The following is a 19,635-nucleotide window of genomic DNA, read 5'->3' on the forward strand; positions in this document are numbered from 1 at the left end:
CGGGAGGTGCCCCCTTGCCCGCGACGCCGCCCCCCATGTGCCGGTCGGTTTATGCGAGCGGAGCGAAGAAGTAGGTCTCGCGGCGGGAGAACAGGCCGTGCTCGCCGACGCCGAAGTAGTCGGCGAAGCTCAGGTCGACCGGCGCGCCGCTGTGCAGCGTGCCGTGGAAATCGCCGAAGACGGCGACGTCAGGGCCGTCCGCGATCACGTGGTGCAGGGTGTGCCCGCCCTCGCGGATGGTGCGTTCCACGGTGTAGAAGTGCAGCAGGCCCTCTGGGCCGATCCGCTCCGGGTAGCCGGGACGCAGGTAGACCGCGTCCGGGGCGAAGAGGGCGGCCATGGCGAGGGCGTCCCCGGAGTCGACGCAGGCGTAGAAGCGCAGCACCTGGTCGGTCGGGGTGACGACGGGTCCGGTGACGACGGGTCCGGTGACGTTGGGTGTGGCGACGGCGGTCGTGGTGGCGGCGGGTGTGGTGGCGGTGGGTGCGGTCATGCTTCGGCGCTCCGAAGGTGGGCGGTCAGGACGGGGGCGATCAGTGCGAGTGGCTCGGGTCCGGTGAGTGCGGCGTGGACGCAGTCCAGGTCGTGCACCTCGATCCGCCCCTCGACGTGCGGTGCCCACTGCGAGGGCGAGGGCGAGGACGGGTCGGCGGTCTTGTCGGCGGCGGCGCGGAAGTAGAGCACATCCCCCCGGTAGCTCCCGGGCCGGAATCCGGCCAGCAGACCGAGGTTGGCGGCGAAGCCCCGCGGCAGCGCCCCGATCACCTCGGCGTCCAGCCCGGCCAGCGGACCGTCCGCCGCGCGGGCCAGTTCCGCGTACCTCGCCGGGGTGAGCGTCGCGGCGGTGCGCTCGTCGACCTGGTGGCCGAGGGTACCGAGCAGTGCGGCCAGCGTGTCGCTGTCCTCGGCGGCCCACGGACGGCGCTGCTCGGGCAGCGGCGGATAGCCGTCGAGCATGGTGAGCAGCCCGACCTCCTCCCCTGCCGCCTCCAACTGCGTCGCCATCTCGTGCGCGACTCCGGCGCCGTAGGACCAGCCCAGCAGGTGGTAGGGGCCGTTCGGGCGGACCTGGCGAATCTCCTCCAGGTAGTCCTTGGCCATCGCCTGGATGTCGGCGGGCGCGGCCTGCGGGTCGGCGAGGGCACGGGACTGCAGTCCGTAGAGGGGTCGTTCGGGTTCGAGGACCCGGAGCAGGCCCGAGTAGACCCAGCTGATCCCGGCCGCCGGATGGACGCAGAACAGCGGCGCGAGCGAGCCTGCGGTGCGCAGCGGCAGCAGCACGTCCAGACCGGCTGACCCGGCGTCACCCCGGTCGAGGCGTTCGGCCAGCGCGGCCGGAGTGGGTGCCTCGAACAGGGAGTGCAGGCTGAGCCGCACGCCGAAGGCCGAACGGATGCGGCTGACCAGCCTGGTCGCCAGCAGTGAGTGCCCGCCGAGTACGAAGAAGCTGTCCTCGGCACCCACACCGTCTGGGGAACCGGGTTCACCGGCCAGGCCCAGCAGTTCGGCGAAGATCCCGCAGAGGAGCCGCTCCCGTTCGGTGCGCGGTGGCCGGGAGGGCCGTCGCTCGGCCTCGGCCGGGGCGGGCAGCCCGCGGCGGTCGAGTTTGCCGTTGGCGGTCAGCGGCAGCGCTTCGAGCCTCACCCAGGACGTGGGCACCATGTGCGTCGGCAGCCAGCGGACCGCGTGGCGGGCCAGTTCGTCCGGGTCGGGCAGGGCGCCCCCGGTCGGGACCAGGTAGCCGACCAGTTGCCCGGAGCGGATGTCGACCACCGCCTCCTCCACGCAGGGGTGGCGGGTCAGCACCGCCTCCACCTCGCCTGCTTCGATCCGCAGTCCGCGCAGCTTGAGTTGCTGGTCCGCGCGCCCGACGAAGGCGAGCGTGCCGTCCGCGGCGCGACGCACCACGTCTCCGGTGCGGTACATCCGGCTCCCTGGCGGCCCGTACGGGTCGGCGGTGAAGCGGGACGCGGTCAACCCCGGCCGGCGCAGATAGCCTCTTGCCACGCCCTGCCCGGCGAGATAGAGCTCGCCCTCGCAGCCGTCCGGCGCCGGGGCCAGCCGATCGTCGAGGACATAGCTGCGGGCGTTGTCGACCGGCAGGCCGATGGGTGGCAGCTCACCCCCGCCGGTGGGTTCCGGCACCAGGTCGAAGGCGGTGGCGGCGACGGTGAACTCGGTGGGGCCGTAGGCGTTGACGATGCGGATCGGGGTGCCCCGGGGGAGCCAGCGGTGCATCACGTCACCGCCGGTGTAGACGAAGCGAAGCGCGCCCGGCCGGGCCGCCAGCCGGTCGATCATGACCTCCAGCCGGGGTGTCGGCAGGAAGCAGACGGTGAGCCCGGTCCTCTCGATCCAGTCGGGCAGTGCCTCGGCGTCGTCCAGCATGTCCTGCTCGACCACGCAGAGGGTGCCGCCGGCCGAGAGGACCGGCCAGATCTCGATGACGGAGGCGTCGAAGCCCGGGGTGGCGACCTGGCCCCCCCGGTCGGCCGAGGTGACGCCGTAGGCCCGCTGCAGCCACGCGCACAGGTCGCTGAGCTGCCGGTGCTCCACCACCACGCCCTTGGGGCGGCCGGTCGATCCTGAGGTGTAGATCGCGTAGGCGGCGTCCGAGCCGACCAGCCCGGTCGGCGGGCGTTCGCTCGCTCCGGACGCGGGTTCCGCGGCGAGCAGGTCCAGCCGGTCGATCCTGAGCACCGGGATCGAGCCGACCGGAAGCCCCTGCCCCAGCGCGGAGGTGGTGACCACGGCCGCCGTCTCCGCGTCCCGCAGCATGAACTCCAGCCGCTCCTGCGGATACGAGGCGTCCAGCGGCAGGTACGCCGCTCCGGCCTTGAGCACGGCCAGCAGGGAGACGATCATGTCGATGCCTCGGCCCAGACAGACGCCGACCAACGCTCCCCTGCGTACCCCGGCGTCCGCCAGCAGCCCGGCCAGTCGATCGGCCCTGCCATCCAGTTCGGCGTAGGTGATACGGGTGTCCCGGTACTCGACCGCGATGCGTTCCGGTGCGGAGCGGGCATGGGCGGCGATCCGCTCGTGCACCAGGACACCCGGCGGCACCGCCGACACCGGACCGCGGGCCACGGCCAGTGCGGCGGCGTGTTCTTCGTCGGTGAGCAGCGCCAACTCCCCGATCGGCAGCCCCGGGTCGGCCAGCGCGGCGCCGAGCAGGCGGATCAGCCGCTCGCCCAGCAGGGTGCCGGTCTCCGGTTCGAAGAGGTCCGTGGCGAGGTCGATGACCAGGCGGAGGCCGTCCGGCGAACCGGCCCGGTAGAGCTCCTCCACCGCGATGGTGAGGTCGAACTTGGCCGAGTCGGTACCGACCCCCACCGGCTCCGCCGCGAGTCCGGACCAGGGCGAGGCGCCTGCGGCCGAGCCGTCGGCGTCGGTCTGCTGGGCCAGCAGCATGATCTGGATCAGTGGGTGGCGGCCCATCGCACGGGGCGGGTTGAGCTCCTCCACCAGCCGCTCGAAGGGCAGGTCCTGGTGCGCGAAGACGCTGAGGTCGGCCTCCCTGACCCGGTCCACCAGCTCCCGGAAGCTCGGGTCGCCGGACGTGTCCGTGCGCAGCACCAGCGTGTTGACGAAGAAACCGACCAGGTCCTCCAACGCCTCGTCGGTGCGTCCGGCGGTGACCGAGCCGATGGGGATGTCGTCGCCCGCGCCGAGGCGGGTCAGCAGGGCGGCCAGGGCCGCCTGCACCACCATGAACACGGTCACCTGCCGTTGCCTGGCGAAGGACAGCAGCGTCTCGTGCAGAGCCGGGTCCGCGTGCACCGCGACCGCCGCGCACCGGTGGCCGCGGACGGCCGGGCGGGGCCGGTCGGCGGGCAGCCGGATCTCCTCCGGGAGTCCGGCCAGTGCCTGCCGCCAGTAAGCCAGTTGACGGCTCAGCAGGCTCTCCGGGTCGTCCGCCGCGCCGAGCAGCTCCTGCTGCCACAGGGTGTAGTCGGAGTACTGCACGGTCAGCGGCTCCCACCCCGGCGCGGATTCCCGGCAGCGCGCCTCGTACGCGGCGGCCAGGTCCCGTACCAGCGGTCCCAGCGACCAGCCGTCGCTGGCGATGTGGTGCATCACCAGCAGTAGTACGTGCTCCTCCGGACCGAGGACGAACAGCCGGGCCCGGATCGGGAGTTCCTCGGCGAGCCGGAAGCCGGCCCGGCAGGCGTCCTCCAGCGCGGGGCGCAGTTCCGCCTCGGTGCAGGTCGTCACCTCCCAGGGCGCCGTGGCCTGTTCGACCGGAAGCACCTGCTGCCAGGGCTCGCCGTCGACCTCCTGGTAGACGGTGCGCAGCGCCTCGTGCCGGGACAGGACGTCGTCGAGGGCCGTCCGCAGCGCCGCCTGGTCGAGGGCTCCGCGGAGGCGGAGCGCATAGGGCAGGTTGTAGGTGTTGGCCCCGTCCTCCATCTGCTCGAAGAACCACAACCGGGCCTGGGCGTAGGAGAGCGGGATCATGAGACGCCGCCGCCGGCACTACGGACCCGGGCACGCAGCGCGGGGCGGGCCTTGGGTGCGGTGGTGAGCTGTCCGACCAGGCCGGCCACGGTCGGGGCCTCGAACACGCACTTGATGGTGATTTCGGCGCCCAGCACCGAGCGGACCCGGCTGATCAGGCGGGTGACCAGCAACGAGTGGCCGCCCAGGTCGAAGAAGCTGTCGTCGATGCCGACGCCGCCGGTCAGGCCCAGGATCTCGGCGAACAGGGCGCAGAGCTTCTCCTCGCGCTCGTCGCGCGGGGCCCGGCCGTGGGCGGTGACGCTGTACTGCGGGACCGGCAGCGCGCGCCGGTCCAGCTTGCCGGTGGGTGTCAGCGGGAGCGAGTCCAGCACCACGACGGCGGAGGGGACCATGTACTCGGGCAGCCGCTCGGCCACGAACGCGCGCAGCTCGCGCGGGTCGGGGGTGGTCGCCCCGTCGGGCACGACGTACGCCACCAGGCGCTTGTCCCCGGGGACGTCCTCACGGGCCAGCACGGTGGCCTGGCCGACCTCGGGGTGGGTGGCCAGCAGCGTCTGGATCTCCACCGGCTCCACCCGGAAGCCGCGGATCTTCACCTGGTCGTCGGCCCGGCCGAGGAACTCCAGCACGCCGTCGGTGCGCCAGCGCACCAGGTCGCCGGTGCGGTACATGCGCTCGCCCGCGGCGCCGAAGGGGCAGGCGACGAAGCGGGAGGCAGTCATTCCCGGCTGTCCGGCGTAGCCGTGGGCCAGGCCGACCCCGGACATGTACAGCTCTCCGGCGACGCCGGGCGCGACCAGGGACAGCGACTCGTCCAGCACGTAGAGGCGCTTGTTCCGCAACGCCCGGCCGACCGGGATGGGTCCGCCGTCTCCGTCGGCGGTGGTGATCTCGTGAGCCACCGTGAAGATCATGCTCTCGGCCGGCGAGTAACCGTTGACCAGCTTGAGCTGCGGGAAGTCGCGCAGCAGTCGCATCACATGGCCGACCGAGGCGGCCTCGCCGCCGGTCATCACCTGCTTCAGGCCGCTGAACGCTTGCGGGTACTCGTCCAGCAGGAAGTTGAGCAGGCTTGCCGAGACATGCAGGGTGTCCACCTGATGCTCCGTCACCAACCGGGCAATGACCGATGGTTCGGGACGCTGTCCGGGCTGCAGCACGCAGACGCCGCCGGACAGCAGCGGGCCGAAGAGCTCCAGCGCGAAAGCGTCCCAGGAGACCGGGGCGCACTGCAGCCAGACGTGCGGGGCCTTGAAGTCCACGAAGCCCTGGCCGACCAGAGTGCCGACCACCGCCCGGTGCGGGGAGACCACGCCCTTGGGGACGCCGGTCGAGCCGGAGGTGAACATCACGCAGGCGGCGTCGCCGGGGCGCGCGGTCCGGCCCAACGGCCCGACCGGCTGCGCGGCCACCGCCTCGGCCACGGCCGGCTCGTCGAGGACGATCTCGGTGAGGCCGGTCCCGCCGGTCCCGCCGCCGATCCGGCCTGCCAGGGACGCGCGGGTGACGGCGAAGCGGGCACCGGTATGGCCGAGCACCGCGGTGATCCGGTCGACCGGGAACTCCGGATCCAGCATCGTGTACGCGGCACCCGCCTTGAGCACGGCGAGCACAGCGACCGTGAGCTCCACGCCCCGCTCCAGGTAGACGCCGACGATCTCGCCGCGCGAGACGCCCCGGGCCACCAGGTGCCGGGCCAGCTGGTCGGCCCTGGCGTCGAGTTCGGCGTAGGAGAGCCGCTCCGCGCCGAAGACCAGCGCGATGGCGTCCGGGTGGGCCGCGGCCTGCTCCTCGACGAGCTCGTGCACGCAGCGGTCGGCCGGGAACTCCGTCGCGGTGTCGTTCCAGTCCACCAGCAGGGCCTGCCGCTCCGCGCGGGAGAGCACCTCCAGCCGGCCCACCGGCACGTCCGGCTCGGCGAGCTGACGTCCCAGCAGCCGTTCCAGGCGGGCGGCGAGCGACTCCACCGAGGATCGGTCGAACAGGTCAGTCGCGTACTCGACCACGCTGAGGATCCCGGCCGGCTCACGGTCGGCGTCGAAGGTCTCGGTGAAGCCCAAGGTCAGATCGAACTTGGCCGAGCCGGTGACCACCGGCTCGATCTCCACGTCGATGCCGGGGATCTGCAGCTTGGCCTCGGCGTTGTTCTGCACTACCAGCATGACCTGGAACAGCGGGTGCCGGGCCAGCGAGCGGACCGGGTTGAGCTCCTCGACCAGCCGCTCGAACGGCACGTCGGCGTTGGCATAGGCCTCCAGGTCGGCCGCCCTGACCCGGGCGACCAGCTCGCGGAAGGTGGGGTCGGCTGAGACATCGGTGCGCAGCACCAGGGTGTTGACGAAGAAGCCGACCAGTTCGTCCAGCGCCTCGTCGCTGCGGCCCGCGCTCGGGGTGCCGAAGGGTATGTCCGTGCCCGCGCCGAGCCGGGTCAGCAGGCCCGCGACGGCTGCCTGCAGCACCATGAACAAGGTGACGTTGTTCTCCCGGGCGAAGTCCAGCAGTCGCCGGTGCAGCGCCTTGTCGAAGGTCAGCATGCTGATCTCACCGGTGCGGCTGGCCTCGGCCGAGCGCGGCCGGTCCAGCGGCAGGCTCAGCTCCTCCGGCAGTCCGGTCAACGCCTCGCGCCAGAAGGCGAGTTGCTGGGACAGGAGGCTGTCGGGGTCGTCCGCCGAACCCAGCACCTCCTGCTGCCACAGCGTGTAGTCGACGTACTGGACCGGCAGCGGCTCCCAGACCGGCGCGGAGCCGGAGCTGCGGGCCTGGTAGGCGGCGGCCAGGTCGCGCATCACCGGTCCGAGCGACCAGCCGTCGCTGGCGATGTGGTGCATCACCAGCAGCAGTACGTGCTCCTCCGGGCCGACCGTGAACAGGTCCGCCCTGATCGGCAGTTCGGCGCCCAGGTCGAAGGCCCGACGGGCCGCCGTGTCCAGCTCCAGGGCCAACTGCTCGGGGGTGACCCGGAACTCCGGAATGTCGAGCCTGGCGTCCTCCGCGCCGACGACGCACTGGTAGGGCTCTCCGTCGATCTCGTGGAAGACCGTGCGCAGGGCCTCGTGGCGGATCACCACGTCGGCGACGGCTGTGCGCAGGGCCGTCACGTCCACCGGACCGCGCAGCCTGATGGTGTGCGCGACGTTGTAGGTGCTGTTGGGCCCTTCCATCTTGTTCAGGAACCACAGCCGCCGCTGCGCGTAGGAGAGAGGAATGTCGTCCGTTCGGTCCATGGCGTGGGAGCCCCTTCTCGCAATTGCCGTGTCAATGGTCGGTGCTTCGATCCGGCTCGGCCGAATTCCCGGGTCCTTCGCCGCGACCCGCAGAATCCGGGTGAACCCCTCGGCGAGCAGTTCCATGAATTCCCGGTCGAAGAGGTCGGTGGCGTACTTGAGCAGCAGTGTGATTCCGGACGGGTCGCCGCCGGCGTCCCTGGTCTCGGCGAGTTCCACGGTCAGATCGAACTTCGCCACTTCCAGTTCGACCACCTCGGCCCTTGCCCGGAGGCCGGGGAAGTCGGCTGTCACCCCGGCGTGGCTCTGCAGCAGCAGCATGGTCTGGAAGAGCGGGTGCCGGGCCAGCGAGCGGACCGGGTTGAGCTCCTCGACCAACCGCTCGAACGGCAGGTCCTGGTGCGCGAAGGCACCCAGGTCGGCCGTCCTGACCCGGGCCAGCAGCTCACTGAAGGTCGGGTCGCCGGAGACGTCCGCGCGCAGCACCAGGGTGTTGACGAAGAAGCCGACCAGGTCCTCCAACGCCTCGTCGGTGCGTCCTGCGACCGGCATGCCCAGGGGGATGTCGTCGCCGGCTCCCAGCCTGGCCAGCACCGCCGCGAAGGCCGCCTGCAGCACCATGAACAGGGTGGCGTCGTGCTCCCTGGCACAGGCCAGCAGGTCCCGGTGCAGCTCCGGATCGAGTTCGGCGCGGAGCACCGCGCCCCGGCCCGACGCCGTGCCCGGTCGCGGCCGCCCGCTGGGTACGGGCAGCTCCGCAGGCAGCCCGTCGAGGGCCTCGCACCAGTAGCCGAGCTGCTCGGTGATCAGGCTGCCGGGCTGTCCGGTCGCACCGAGGAGCTCGTGCTGCCACAGCGCGTAGTCGCGGTACTGCACCGGCAGCGGCTCCCAGGCCGGTGGGCGGCCCTGAGCCCGCTCCGCGTACGCGGCGGCCAGGTCGCGCAGCAGCGGACCGAGCGACCAGCCGTCGGTGGCGATGTGGTGGATCACCAGCAGCAGCACGTGCTGCTCCGGGCCGAGGACGAACAACCGGGCCCGCAGCGGGAGTTCCATCGCGAGGTCGAAGCCCTGGCCGCCGACGCGGGCCAGCTCCACCTCCAGCAGCTCGGGTGCGCACAGCGTCCGGGTCCACGGCGGCCGGGCCTCGGCAGCATCCAGGACGTGCTGCCAGGGCTGCCCGTCCCGCTCGGGGAAGAGCGTGCGCAGCACCTCGTGCCGGCCGACCAGGTCGGTGACTGCGGCGCGCAGGGCCTCGGCGTCCAGCGGCCCGTGCAGGTGGAGCGCCAGCGGAACGTTGTAGGTCGCAGCCGGTCCCTCCACCTGCTGGAGGAACCAGAGCCGGGTCTGCGCGAACGACAGGGGGGTCATCGCCGGGCCTCGTCCTTCGCTCAGACGCCTGCGGCGAGGCTTGCGGGGCGGATGTCGGTCCAGGCGTCCTCGATGTACGCGAGCGCGGCGGGTCGGCCGCCGGGGCCGAAGACCTGGGTCCAGCCGGCCGGGAGGTCGAAGCGGGCCGGCCACAGCGAGTGCTGGTCCTCGCTGTTCACCAGGACCAGGAACGTGCCGTCCTCGTCGTCGAACGGATTTGCCACCGGATTCTCCTCAAAGAAATTCGGCGCGAGCCGAAGGAAACCATGGAATGCTTTCGAGAAAAGCATAGAAATAGCCGACTCAGCCGATCGGCAGAAATTCGGGCAGAAGACCGGCAGTTTGCCGCAGCGCGTTCTCGATCCCGAGCGCGGCGCCGAGCAGCGGGGTCAGGTCGTCCGGTCCGAAGACGGACAGGCCGATCGGCAGGCCTTCCGCCGTTCCGAGGGGCAGGGTGAGGTTGGGGCGGCGGGCCAGCGAGGGCGCGGTGGAGCTGCCGGGCGAGAAGGGGTCGCCGAGCTGGTGGTCCACCAGCCAGGCGGGCTCGTTGGTCGCGGCGAGCACCGCGTCCAGGCCGTGCCGCCGCAGCACTCCGTCCAGCAGCGCCGTCGCGCGTTCGACGGCCCGCCCCCGGTATCCGACCGCGTGCGCCCGGTCGTCCTCGCTGACCCGCAGCGCGGTCTCGAAGAGGTCCTGCCCGAAGAGCGAGAGCTCGACCGGGTCGGCCAGGTTGGCGGCGATCAGGTCCGGCAGGGTCTGCGGGACGCCCGCACGGGTCCGCAGATAGCGCTCCACGCTGGGCCGGAACTCCGCGTACATCGCTCGCAGCCCGTCGGCCAGCAGGTCACGCTCCAGCACGAGTTCGACCGGGACGACGACCGCGCCGCGGTGCCGCAGCGCCTCGGCGGCCGCGTCCAGCGCGGCGTTCACCGCACGCGGCATACCGGTCACCCGCCACAGTCCCAGCCGCAGCGTCCGCGGTGGACGGGGTTCGGGGGCCGGCGGGCCGCCGAGGGCGGCCAGCGCGAGCACGGCGTCCTCCAGCCGAGGGGCCAGCAGTCCGACGCAGTCCTCGGTCTCGCTGATCGGTACGACGCCGCGCCGGGGCAGCAGCCCCGGCGGCGGCTTCAGCCCGGCGACACCGCACGCCCCGGCCGGCCCGACGACGGAGCCGTCGGTCTCGGTGCCCAGCGCCAGCGGTGCCATCCCCGCCGCCACGGCAGCTGCCGAACCCGAGGAGGATCCGCCCGGACTGTGGTCCGGCCGGTGCGGGTTGCAGGTCTGGCCGCCGACGGCTGACCAGCCCTCGGACGCCCGGGTGGAGCGGAAACTGGACCACTCGGTGAGGTTGGTCTTGCCCAGCACCACCGCACCGGCCGCCCGCAGCCGCTGCACGATCTCCGCGTCCGTGCGCGGCGGCACGTCGGCGAGCAGCCGCGAACCCGCGGTGCTGGCCAGCCCGGCCGTGTCGATACTGTCCTTGACCAGCACCGGAATGCCGTCCAGCGGCCCGCGCCCGGTGCCGGCCGCGAGCCGGCGGTCGGCCGCCGCCGCCTGCGCCGGCGCGCTGCCGTCCACCACCAGTACCGCACCCACCAGGGCGTCAGCCTCGGCGATCCGGCCCAGGCAGCGCCGGGTCAGCTCCGCGCTGCTCACCCGTCCGTCCCGCAGCCGCCGGCCCAGCTCGCGCAGCGGCGGGAATCCGGCCGGCCGCGGTGCGGTCGGGGTGTCGTCGCCCCAGAAGATGTCGTCAGTCAAGGCGGACGCTCCGGAGCCGGGGCGTCAGTACGACGATCGCGGTGGCTGCGAAGGCCAGCGAGGAGAAGACCGCCATCGTCGCCGCAAAGCCCAGGAAGCCGACCAGTAGGCCGTAGAGCAGGTTGGCCAGTGGCGCGGAGGCGTAGATGACCAGCGACAGTACCGCCATCACCCGGCCACGGACGGCACTGGCGGTCAACCGCTGCGTGAGGGACACCAGGATGACGCCGGACTGCCCGGTGACCATGCCCAGCACCGCGTAAAGCCCCAGGGTGATCCAGAGCGAGTGGGCCAGGCCGGTACCGAGCAGACACACCCCCGCCAGCGCGGTGTCCACGATCAGGGCGAGCCCGCCGCGCCGCAGCGGCGGCAGCGACATCGCCAGGACCGAACTGGCCACCGCACCCACCGTGTAGGCGGTGAGCAGCAGGCCGGCCCCTCCGGCACCGGTGTCCATCCGCCTGGAGAGCAGCACCAGACCCAGGTTCACCGGCGGTGCGCAGGCCAGCTCGGTCAGGGTGATCAGCAGAACGGCCGTCAGGATGCCCCGCTCGCCGCGCAGATAGCGCAGGCCATCCGCCAACTGCGGCCAGAAGCGCGGCCGTTCGGGCGCAGGTGCCGGCTCCCGGAGATAGCGCACGCGCCAGGAGGCGGCGGCCGAGAACAGGTAGCCGAAGGCGTTCACCACCGCGATCAGGGCCACCCCGCCCACACCGATCAGCCAGGCGCCGATCGGGCCGCCGGCCGCCTGCCCGCCGCGCAGGCCGAGCACGAACATGGCGTTGCCGCGGACCAGGTCCCGGTCCTCCAGCAGCAGCGGCTTGACCGCGCCCGAGGCCGGAATGAAGAAGGCGCTGAGCAGTGCCACCAGTGCCGCGGCGGCGAACAGCAACGGCACCGAGGGTCCGCTGAGAGCGATCAGTGCGGCCGCCGTCAGCATCACCCCGCAGCGCAGCAGGTCGGTCACCACCATCACCCGGCGCGGACCCTTGCGGTCGGCCAGTACACCTCCGCCGAGCAGGGCGACCATGCGCGGCAGCGAGGCGAGCGCCAGCAGCGCTCCCGCCACGGCCGGGCTGACGCTGCGGGAGAGGGTCCAGGTGAGCGCGATGTACCAGGAGGCGTCGCCGAGTGAGGCCAGGCCCATCGCGCCGGTGAAGCCGAGGTAGTTGAGACCGAACGGGGAGGAGGCGCTGCGCGCCTTCGGGGCCGGTACGTGCGTCTGCAGATCAGTCATGACTCAGCGCTCCTTCTCTCTGCCGCGCACGCGCGGACCCGGGTGCGGACAGTCCGTGCGCTCCCGACGTACTCGGCGGGCCGGCCGTGCCGGGAGCCCACAGGTCCTCGGGTGCGAGCGCGGAGACGGCGTACTTGCCGAGCGCGCTGGTCAGCATCCGCAGCTCCAGGGCCAGGCACTCGACCAGCCTGGTCAGTCCCCGCTCCGGGTCCTCGTCCGCGGCGACCAGGGCCGCCCGGCCGAGACCGACCGCCGAGGCCCCCAGGGCGAGGCAGACGGCGGCCCGGCCCCCCTCCCAGATCCGGCCGGACGCCAGCGGCCGGCCGCCGGACCGGCCGATCCGCAGCAGGCACTCACCGAGCGGCAGCCCGACGCGCTGGATCGCGATGGTCGGCGCCCAACCGGTGCCGCCCTCCGCGCCGTCCACGGTCACCGCGTCCGCGCCGGCCTCCCAGGCCACCGCGGCGGCCTGGGCGATGTCCCGGCCCGGGTGCAGCTTCACCCACACCTTGGCCCGCGGGTAGTTGTTGCGCATCAGCCGGACCTGCTGGCGCAGGATCTCCTCGGTGACCGTGCCTGCGCTGCCGCAGCGCAGGACCCGGTCGGCGTCCGGGCCGAACACCTCCTCGATGGCGAACTGCTCGTCCACCCGCGCGGCGGCGGCCCGGTCCAGCACGGTCATGCCGCCCAGACCGGGCTTCGCGCCCTGACCGACCTTCAGCTCGAAGGCCAGCCGTCCGCTCTCCAACAGCGGCCGCGCACCGGGGTCGCTGTACACCAGGTTCCACACCTCGGCGTCGGCGTCCTCGGTACTCTGCTGCACCGCCAGACCGCCCATCCCGTCCGGCAGTTCGCCGGTGTAGGACTGGATCCGGGCCAGCACCGAGCGCTGGGTCTGCTCCCCGGCGCGGCCGTAGCCGGTGATCGGCACGACGTTCTCACCGATCACCATGGGTATGCCCAGGCGTCCGGCCTGGCGGCTCGCGCCCAGCACCTGCTCGGTGCCGGCCGCGCGGGTCGAGCCGAAGGCGGAGAGGTAGAGCGGGAGCGGCGAGGAGAACCCGCCCACGTTCGCCGACAGGTCCACGTCCGTGTGCAGCGGCTCGCGGCCCAGCTCGATCAGCTTCTCCAGGCGCAGCGGCATGAACACCGGCTGCGCCAGCCGGAAGGCGTCCAGCGGGTCGCCGGTCCCGGCGCCGGGCTCGGCGCCGAACAGCGTCTGCCCGTAGGCCCCGTCCGGCGGGAAGGCGGCGGCGGCGCCCAGCCGGGCCCGCTCCCGGATCGCCTGCTCGGGCAGGCCGGGCGTGCTCAGACCTGGGGTGCTCAGACCAGGGGTGCTCAGACCTGGCGTGCTCGGACCAGGGGCGTTCGGCCCCGCCGCGCTCACGGCGACACCACGCCGGGGAGCTTCGGGAAGGCGTTGGCCTGCCAGGCGTTGTCCAGTCCGGTCACGAAGCGGGTGAGCCGCTCCACGCCGATGCCGAAGCCGGCGCTCGCGGGGATGCCCTCGCGGACCAACTGCAGGTACCAGCCGTACTTGGCGGGGTTCTCCCCGGTCTCCCGGATCCGGGAGACGATCCGCGCGTAGTCGGACTCGCGCTCGCTGCCGCTGCACAGCTCGCCGTAGCCCTCCGGGGCGATCAGGTCGAAGTTGCGCAGCACTCCGGGCACGACCTGGCTCTCCCGGTCGTAGAAGCCGCGCGAGCCCTTGGGGTAGTCCACGATGAAGAACGGGCGCGGGGACTGACGGGAGATCAGCGCCTCGCCCTCCCAGTCGATTTCCGCGTCCGGGCTCTGCGGGTGTCCGAGCTTGTGCAGCTCACCCACGGCCTCGGCGTGTGTGCGCCGCTGGAAGGACTCACCGAGCAGCGCCGCGAAGGCGTCGGTGTCCCGGCCCAACAGGGCGAAGTCTTCCGGCAGCCGCTCGACGACCCGGCGCACCATGTGCTTGACCAGGCCCTCGACGACGGCGGTGATCTGCTCCCGGGTCGCCCCGGCAACCTCGACGTCGATCTGGTGGAACTCGACCAGGTGACGGCTGGTGGAGGTGGTCTCCAACGGCTCCAGGCGGATGTTGGGGGCAATGCAGAAGATCTTGTCGAATGCCAGCAGCGAGGCCTGCTTGTAGAGGATGGCGCTGGTCATCATCTTGTAGCGGTGACCGTAGAAGTCGACGTCCACCTGCTTGGCGCCGCGCGCGCCCGGATCGGTGACCGGACCGATGATCGGCGGCAGCATCTCGGCGAACCCGGCTCCGGTGAGGTGCTCGCGGGCGGCGGCGAGCAGACCCTGCTGGATCCGCAGCGCAGCCCGGGTGACTGGCGACGTCAGGTGCTGCCGGGGGTCGGCGGGGGGCAGTTGGCCCTCGCGGGGACCTGCCTCGGGAACGGTCAGGGTCATGGTGTTCAGCTCCTGTTCGGAAGGACGGACGGTGCGGTACGCGGGTGGTGCGGTACACGGGGTCGCGCGGTACGCGGGTGGTGCGGTACACAGGGGCGTGCGGTACACGGGGTCGTGCGGTAGGCGGGTCGCGCGGGTGCCCGTTCAGCCGTGCCGGCCGGCGGCCGCCACCGGGCGCCGCGGTACGGCCTCGACGGCCGCCTCGTCGAAACCTCGCGCGACGAAGGAGAGCGAGGAGAGCAGCGCGGTCGAGCTCATCCGCTCGGAGCGGGAGACCTCGGCGAGGCCGCCGATCGGCAGGGCGCCGATGTCCGACCACAGCAGCCGCCCGTCGGCGCCGATCAGGCTCCGGGACCGGCCCGCGTTGTCGGGGTGCAGGCAGAACGGGACGTCCAGGTAGCCCCGCTCGAACGCGGTCACCAGCGCCAGGCCGAGGTCCCCCTGGTCCAGGTCCAGCACGGCCTCGACGATCGCCCGTGCCTCGGCCAGCAGCCCGGTGTCCGGATAGCCGGCGGACCGGCCCCGCTCGTCGACGGCGGCCTTCGCCGCCAGCTCCAGTGCGGTGACGTTCTCGGCGACGGTGGGGATCCGATGCGCCTCCGCCGCGGTCTTGACGATCAGTCGGGCCGCGCCGGTGCGGGCCGCGAGCCGGGCGGCCTCCCCCAGCAGCAGCAGCGCGCCGTGCTCGCTGCGGGGATAGACGCCCATGTAGGTGTAGACGACGAGGTGCCAGTCCAGGTCCGGGAGCAGGTCGGCGGCCAGCGCCGCCAGCGCGGCCAGGGCCTCCTCGTCCTGTTCCCGGTTGGTCTGCTGGGCGTAGCTGAGCGAGACACTGCGCAGCCCCAGGCTGCGGAAGAACAGGGCCTCGAGCACGCTCAGCGCCACAAGCAGCGAGGGCGGGCACAACTGCCCCATCATGCAGCCGCCGAAGGTCTCCAGATGCGGCTCCATCCCGGTCTCGCGCAGCCTGGCGAAGCCCTCGCAGCAGCGCCTCCAACTGGCCACCGAGTCCCGCAGCGGACTACGGCTGTAGGGGAGGCAGTAGGAGATCGGGCCGCCCTCGGTGGCGCTGAGGCCGGTGGCCGCCATGGTCCGGAAGATGGCCTCGGGGTGCGCCGAGCCGTGGCGCACCTGTACCGGGAAGCTCGGCCCGGCGATCCCGTCCAGGACCGCCCGGGTGGTGTCGGGGCCGTGGTGGACCAGCGGGTACCCGTTGAGGTCGGCGCCCTGCTCCAGGGCTCGGTGGACGGCTTCGTGGTCGCCCACCCGGGTGTAGCTGTCCAGGGTGAGCGTGCCGACGGTGGTCGCGGCGGCCCGCCGGGTCGCGAGCAGTCCCTCCCGCATCAGCCGCGGGTCGCTCATGCCCATCCGCGGCTGCACCACCAGGTCGCCGGCCGCCGCGGCGGCCCGGACGAACGCGCCGAAGCCGGTCATGCGACGGCCTCCACTACCCGGGCGGCACCCGCGGACCGGACGGCGGCCGGCCGCAGGGCGGCACCCGGGGTCGGGCCGGTGACCTCGCTCAGGGCACCGACGAAGGTGTGGAAGGAGCCGAGCCCCGCGCTGTCGTCGAAGACCGCGTCGAATCCCGCCTCGCGCAGGCGGCCCAGCAGCCGCTGGTTGCCCGCCCCGGCGATGCCGAGTTTGCCGCCGATGACGATCGGGGTGGTCCTCAGCTCGGGGCATTCACGCAGACGGCCCACGACGCGCCCGCCGTCGGTGGCCCCATGACCGTTGACACTGCTGATCACGATCAGGTCCGGGCGCATCTCGCGGCAGCGCTCGACCATCAACTGGTCGGGCACGCAAGCGCCCAGGTTGGTCACCCGGTGCCCGAGCTCCTCCAGCAGCAGCTGAAGGAAGATCAGGTTCCAGGTGTGCGAGTCGGACGCGACACTGGTGACCACGACGCTGAGACCTGTGGTCGACGGTGTTGCGGTGACATGTGCCAGCTCCATGTTTCGTCCCCGGGTTTGACGATCTGTCGGCTGTCTTCCCAACCGGCCGGGCACCCTGCTGCCCGGCTGCTCCGACGCTAGGCGCAGCTTTCTCCCTGATCAGGCAGTTGCACCGGCAGACCACCGGCGGTTGCTGGAACTTCCGCCAGTGCGTGGGCGACCAGCCGCGGCACCCTGAAGCCGTGCGCGTCCTGGGGTGGCCAGACCTGCAGCAGGCCGCACTGGACCAGCGCGTGCAGGTCCTGGGCGCAACGGGCCGGACTTCCGCCGACCGCGCGGCCCACGGCCGCCAGAGTCCACTCCCGGTCCTGTCCGGCCAACTGGTGCAGCAGGGCCCTGCGCCCCTGCGGCAGCGCGTCCGCTGCCGCACGCAGAGCGGCGGCCAGCGTCCGTCTCTCGTCCACCGGCAGCGGCGGGTCGGCCACCGCCAGCGGATCGGCACGGGCCCACTCCGCCAACTGCCGCAGCGGGAGGATCAGGCACCAGTCGGCGGCGCACTCCAGCGCCAGGGGCAGTCCGTCCAGCAGATGGCACAGTTCGGCCAGCAGCGGCGCGTCTGCGGCCGAGGGTTGGAAGCCCGGCTGGGACCGCCGTACATGGGAGAGGAACAACCGGACGGCGGGCTGGTCCAGCAGCCCGCCCGGGTCCCCGTTCGGGACCGCGAGCCGGACCGGCAGCGGCGCCAGCGGCATCACCCGCTCACCCGGGAGCCCGACCGGGGCGCGGCCGGTGGCCACGACCCGGCGGTGGGGGTGACGCAGTCTCAGTCCGGCGAGGGTCGCACCCCAGGAGTCCGGGGCGAGGTCGTCGCAACCGTCGACCACCAGCAGTGAGCCGCCGCAGGACGACACGGGGATCGGCTCGGGCGGTCCACCGGCCCGAAGTGCCTCCGGGGTGGCCCAACTCACCTCCCAGCCATGGCCGGTGCGCAGCCGGTCGGCCGCGTCGGCGACCAGTCGGGTCTTGCCGACGCCGGGCAGGCCGCTGACCGTGAGCTGGCCCGGGCCCGCCGAGAGCAGCAGGTCGACCAGCGCGGCCAGTTCGCGTTCCCGGCCCAGGGACGTCCCGGTGCGGGCAGCCGAGGCAGCGGGAGCGGCAGAGGCCGTCGAGGGCGTCGGAGGCCTTGGCAGCGACCACGGCCGGACGGCATCCGACTCCCCTGCCGATTCACCTCCGGTAGGCGCCCATGCCTGCTCAAAGGCGGCACTGCGGTCGCCTTCGAGGCGCAGCGCGGAGGACAGCAGCCGGACCGTCTCCCGGCGCGGGTGGTGCACGCGGCCGGCCTCCAGATCACGGAGGGCTCGGACGCTCAGTGCTGACAGGTCTGCCAACTCCTGCTGGGTGAGGCCGGATCGTAGCCGGAACTCACGAAGCAGGCTGCCGAATCGGCCTGCGGTAACGGGCATGACGGGCATGGCCACGGGTCTCCTCGGTAGGGAGGGTGTGGTGAGATGGTCATAACAATACCGCGACGAAGGTTTGTTTCAAGGCCTCAGATCGAACATTTGGGCCATCACTTGGGATTTTCGACCGCTTCGGCGACCCGGTGGTGCCATAAAACAGACCGCAAGGTATGTTGAATGGGCGGCGAGAGGATCCAAGGAGCGGACTATGAAGCAGGAACGGGCGCGGCGGACGCGCGAGCAGGTACTGGACGCGGCGGCGGCGGAGTTCGCGGCGCACGGGTTCGCCCAGACCAGGCTCGAAACGGTGGTGGCACGCACCGGCATGTCCAAGGGGGCCCTCTATGGGCACTTCCGCTCCAAGGAGGAGCTGGCCCGGGCGCTGCTGCTGCACGCCGACCGGGCCTGGGGGGCACTGCTGGCCGGCGCGGAGCAGTCCTGTCTGCCTCCGCTGGCGACCCTGGAACTGCTCACCATCGGCCTGACCAACCAGCTGCGCGCGGACGTCCGGATCAGGGCGGCCCTGCGCCTGACGGCCGAACTTCCGCCGGACGAGCACAGTCGCCGGCCGCTCGGGGCGATTCCCCGGCGGATGGTCCAACTGACCGCCGAGGCTCAGTCCGCGCAGACCATCCTGCCCACCCACGCCCCGGCCACGGTGGCACAACTGCTGCTCACCACGGTACTCGGAATGCAGGCGCTGCCCACGCTCCAGCTCGACTCCGAAGTACCGGCCCGGATCGAGGAGTTGTGGCCGCTGCTGGCGCTGGCCGCGACCGGCGGTCGGGACGGGTCGGGCGGTCGCGACGGGTCGGGCGGTCGGGACGAGTCGGGCGGTCGGGACGAGTCGGGCGGTCGGGACGAGTCACTGCCCCGGCCGCCCGTCGACGTCACAGAGCGGTGAAACCCCCGTCCACGGGCACCACCGCGCCCGTGACGAAGGACGACTGCTCGCTGCAGAGCCAGGCCGCCGCCCGGGCGACCTCCTCAGGCAGCGCGGTGCGCGGCTGGATCGAGGCGGTGTGCAACTGCTCCTCGATACCGGGATTGGCCTCGAACCAGGCCTCCACCAACTCGGTGCGGGTGGTGCCGGGAGCGATCGCGTTGACCCGGATGCCCTGCGTCCCGTACTCGGCGGCCGCCGCCTTGGTGAGACCGATCACCGCGTGCTTGGCCGTGACGTAGGGGGCGGCCACCGGAGTCGCCACCAGGCCGCCGACGCTGCTCGTGTTGACGATCGTGCCGCCGCCGGAGGCGAGCATGGCCGGGATCTCCTTGCGCAGGCAGTTCCACACGCCCCGCACATTGACGTCCATGATGGCGTCGAAGACCGCGTCGTCCATCAGGTGGAGCGGCGTGCGCTCGACACCGTACCCGGCGTTGTTGAACGCGGCGTCGAGCCGGCCGTGGATCCGTACCGCGGCGTCCACCGCGCGGCCGACCTCCTCCGGCCGGGTCACGTCGGCGACCACGGCCGTGGCCCGGTGGCCGGCTGCCAACAGCTCGGCCTCCAGTTCCTTCAACTGGCGCTCGCGGCGGGCCAGGAGGACCACCACCGCACCCTCGGCGGCGAAGACCCGTGCCGCGGCCGCTCCTATGCCACTGCTCGCGCCGGTGATCAGCGCGACCTTCCCGTCCAACATGCCTTCCCTGGATGTCATGGACACCAGAAAAGCAGCGATCGCAGACCATGTGAAGAGCTCACCCGCCACCAAGACCGACCGGCACATGGGGGGCGGCGTCGCGGGCCGATGGCTCTCGCCTGACCGGGTTGTCGTCAGTCGCCAGTGCTCCGCAATGGCTCCCTCCTCCGCCCCGCCCAG

General features: G+C 72.4%; 13 protein-coding genes. 1 reads left to right on the plus strand and 12 read right to left on the minus strand.

Translation table 11 applies throughout. The annotated features are described in order from the left end of the window. Window positions 1-49: 49 nt before the first annotated feature. From ABIA33_RS30565 to ABIA33_RS30615, 11 genes are all read right to left on the minus strand, one after another. Window positions 50-493 (minus strand): nuclear transport factor 2 family protein, encoded by a 444-nt coding sequence (locus tag ABIA33_RS30565; RefSeq protein WP_370085922.1) that lies wholly within the window; start codon window positions 491-493, stop codon window positions 50-52. Continuing rightward, entirely contained in the window at window positions 490-4,461 is a 3,972-nt protein-coding gene (locus tag ABIA33_RS30570) for an amino acid adenylation domain-containing protein (RefSeq protein ID WP_370085923.1), read from the minus strand. The genes ABIA33_RS30565 and ABIA33_RS30570 overlap by 4 nt, the downstream gene beginning before the upstream one ends. After that, on the minus strand, window positions 4,458-9,056 hold the full coding sequence (locus tag ABIA33_RS30575; protein ID WP_370085924.1) for an amino acid adenylation domain-containing protein: 4,599 nt from the start codon (window positions 9,054-9,056) through the stop codon (window positions 4,458-4,460). Before ABIA33_RS30575 ends, ABIA33_RS30570 begins: the two co-directional genes overlap by 4 nt. 20 nt (window positions 9,057-9,076) lie before the next feature. Then, entirely contained in the window at window positions 9,077-9,280 is a 204-nt protein-coding gene (locus ABIA33_RS30580) for an MbtH family protein (RefSeq protein ID WP_370085925.1), read from the minus strand. Window positions 9,281-9,359: 79 nt separating this feature from the next. Then, on the minus strand, window positions 9,360-10,814 hold the full coding sequence (locus ABIA33_RS30585; RefSeq protein ID WP_370085926.1) for an amidase family protein: 1,455 nt from the start codon (window positions 10,812-10,814) through the stop codon (window positions 9,360-9,362). Next, window positions 10,807-12,051, minus strand: a complete 1,245-nt coding sequence (locus tag ABIA33_RS30590; RefSeq protein WP_370085927.1) for an MFS transporter — start codon at window positions 12,049-12,051, stop codon at window positions 10,807-10,809. Before ABIA33_RS30590 ends, ABIA33_RS30585 begins: the two co-directional genes overlap by 8 nt. Then, window positions 12,044-13,378 (minus strand): glutamate synthase-related protein, encoded by a 1,335-nt coding sequence (locus ABIA33_RS30595; RefSeq protein ID WP_370085939.1) that lies wholly within the window; start codon window positions 13,376-13,378, stop codon window positions 12,044-12,046. The genes ABIA33_RS30590 and ABIA33_RS30595 overlap by 8 nt, the downstream gene beginning before the upstream one ends. Before the next feature lie 56 nt (window positions 13,379-13,434). Continuing rightward, the gene (locus ABIA33_RS30600; RefSeq protein ID WP_370085928.1) at window positions 13,435-14,451 is read right to left on the minus strand and encodes an asparagine synthetase A; all 1,017 of its coding nucleotides are present in this window, start codon (window positions 14,449-14,451) and stop codon (window positions 13,435-13,437) included. A gap of 144 nt (window positions 14,452-14,595) precedes the next feature. Beyond that, window positions 14,596-15,885, minus strand: coding sequence for a methylaspartate mutase (locus ABIA33_RS30605; protein ID WP_370085929.1), 1,290 nt, complete (start codon window positions 15,883-15,885; stop codon window positions 14,596-14,598). Then, window positions 15,882-16,409 (minus strand): cobalamin B12-binding domain-containing protein, encoded by a 528-nt coding sequence (locus ABIA33_RS30610; RefSeq protein WP_370085930.1) that lies wholly within the window; start codon window positions 16,407-16,409, stop codon window positions 15,882-15,884. Before ABIA33_RS30610 ends, ABIA33_RS30605 begins: the two co-directional genes overlap by 4 nt. Window positions 16,410-16,486: 77 nt before the next feature. Further along, window positions 16,487-17,824: a helix-turn-helix domain-containing protein gene (locus ABIA33_RS30615; RefSeq protein WP_370085931.1), complete on the minus strand. Its 1,338-nt coding sequence runs from the start codon at window positions 17,822-17,824 to the stop codon at window positions 16,487-16,489. Window positions 17,825-18,020: 196 nt separating this feature from the next. Between ABIA33_RS30615 and ABIA33_RS30620 the strand changes: the two genes are divergently transcribed. Further along, complete coding sequence (locus ABIA33_RS30620; protein WP_370085932.1) at window positions 18,021-18,716, plus strand: TetR family transcriptional regulator; 696 nt, start codon at window positions 18,021-18,023, stop codon at window positions 18,714-18,716. Here ABIA33_RS30620 and ABIA33_RS30625 read toward each other — a convergent pair. Next, window positions 18,703-19,473 (minus strand): SDR family NAD(P)-dependent oxidoreductase, encoded by a 771-nt coding sequence (locus tag ABIA33_RS30625; RefSeq protein ID WP_370085933.1) that lies wholly within the window; start codon window positions 19,471-19,473, stop codon window positions 18,703-18,705. The two genes, ABIA33_RS30620 and ABIA33_RS30625, sit on opposite strands and share 14 nt — an antisense overlap. Window positions 19,474-19,635 lie beyond the last annotated feature (162 nt).

Source organism: Streptacidiphilus sp. MAP12-16 (assembly GCF_041262165.1).
Lineage (GTDB): Bacteria > Actinomycetota > Actinomycetes > Streptomycetales > Streptomycetaceae > Streptacidiphilus.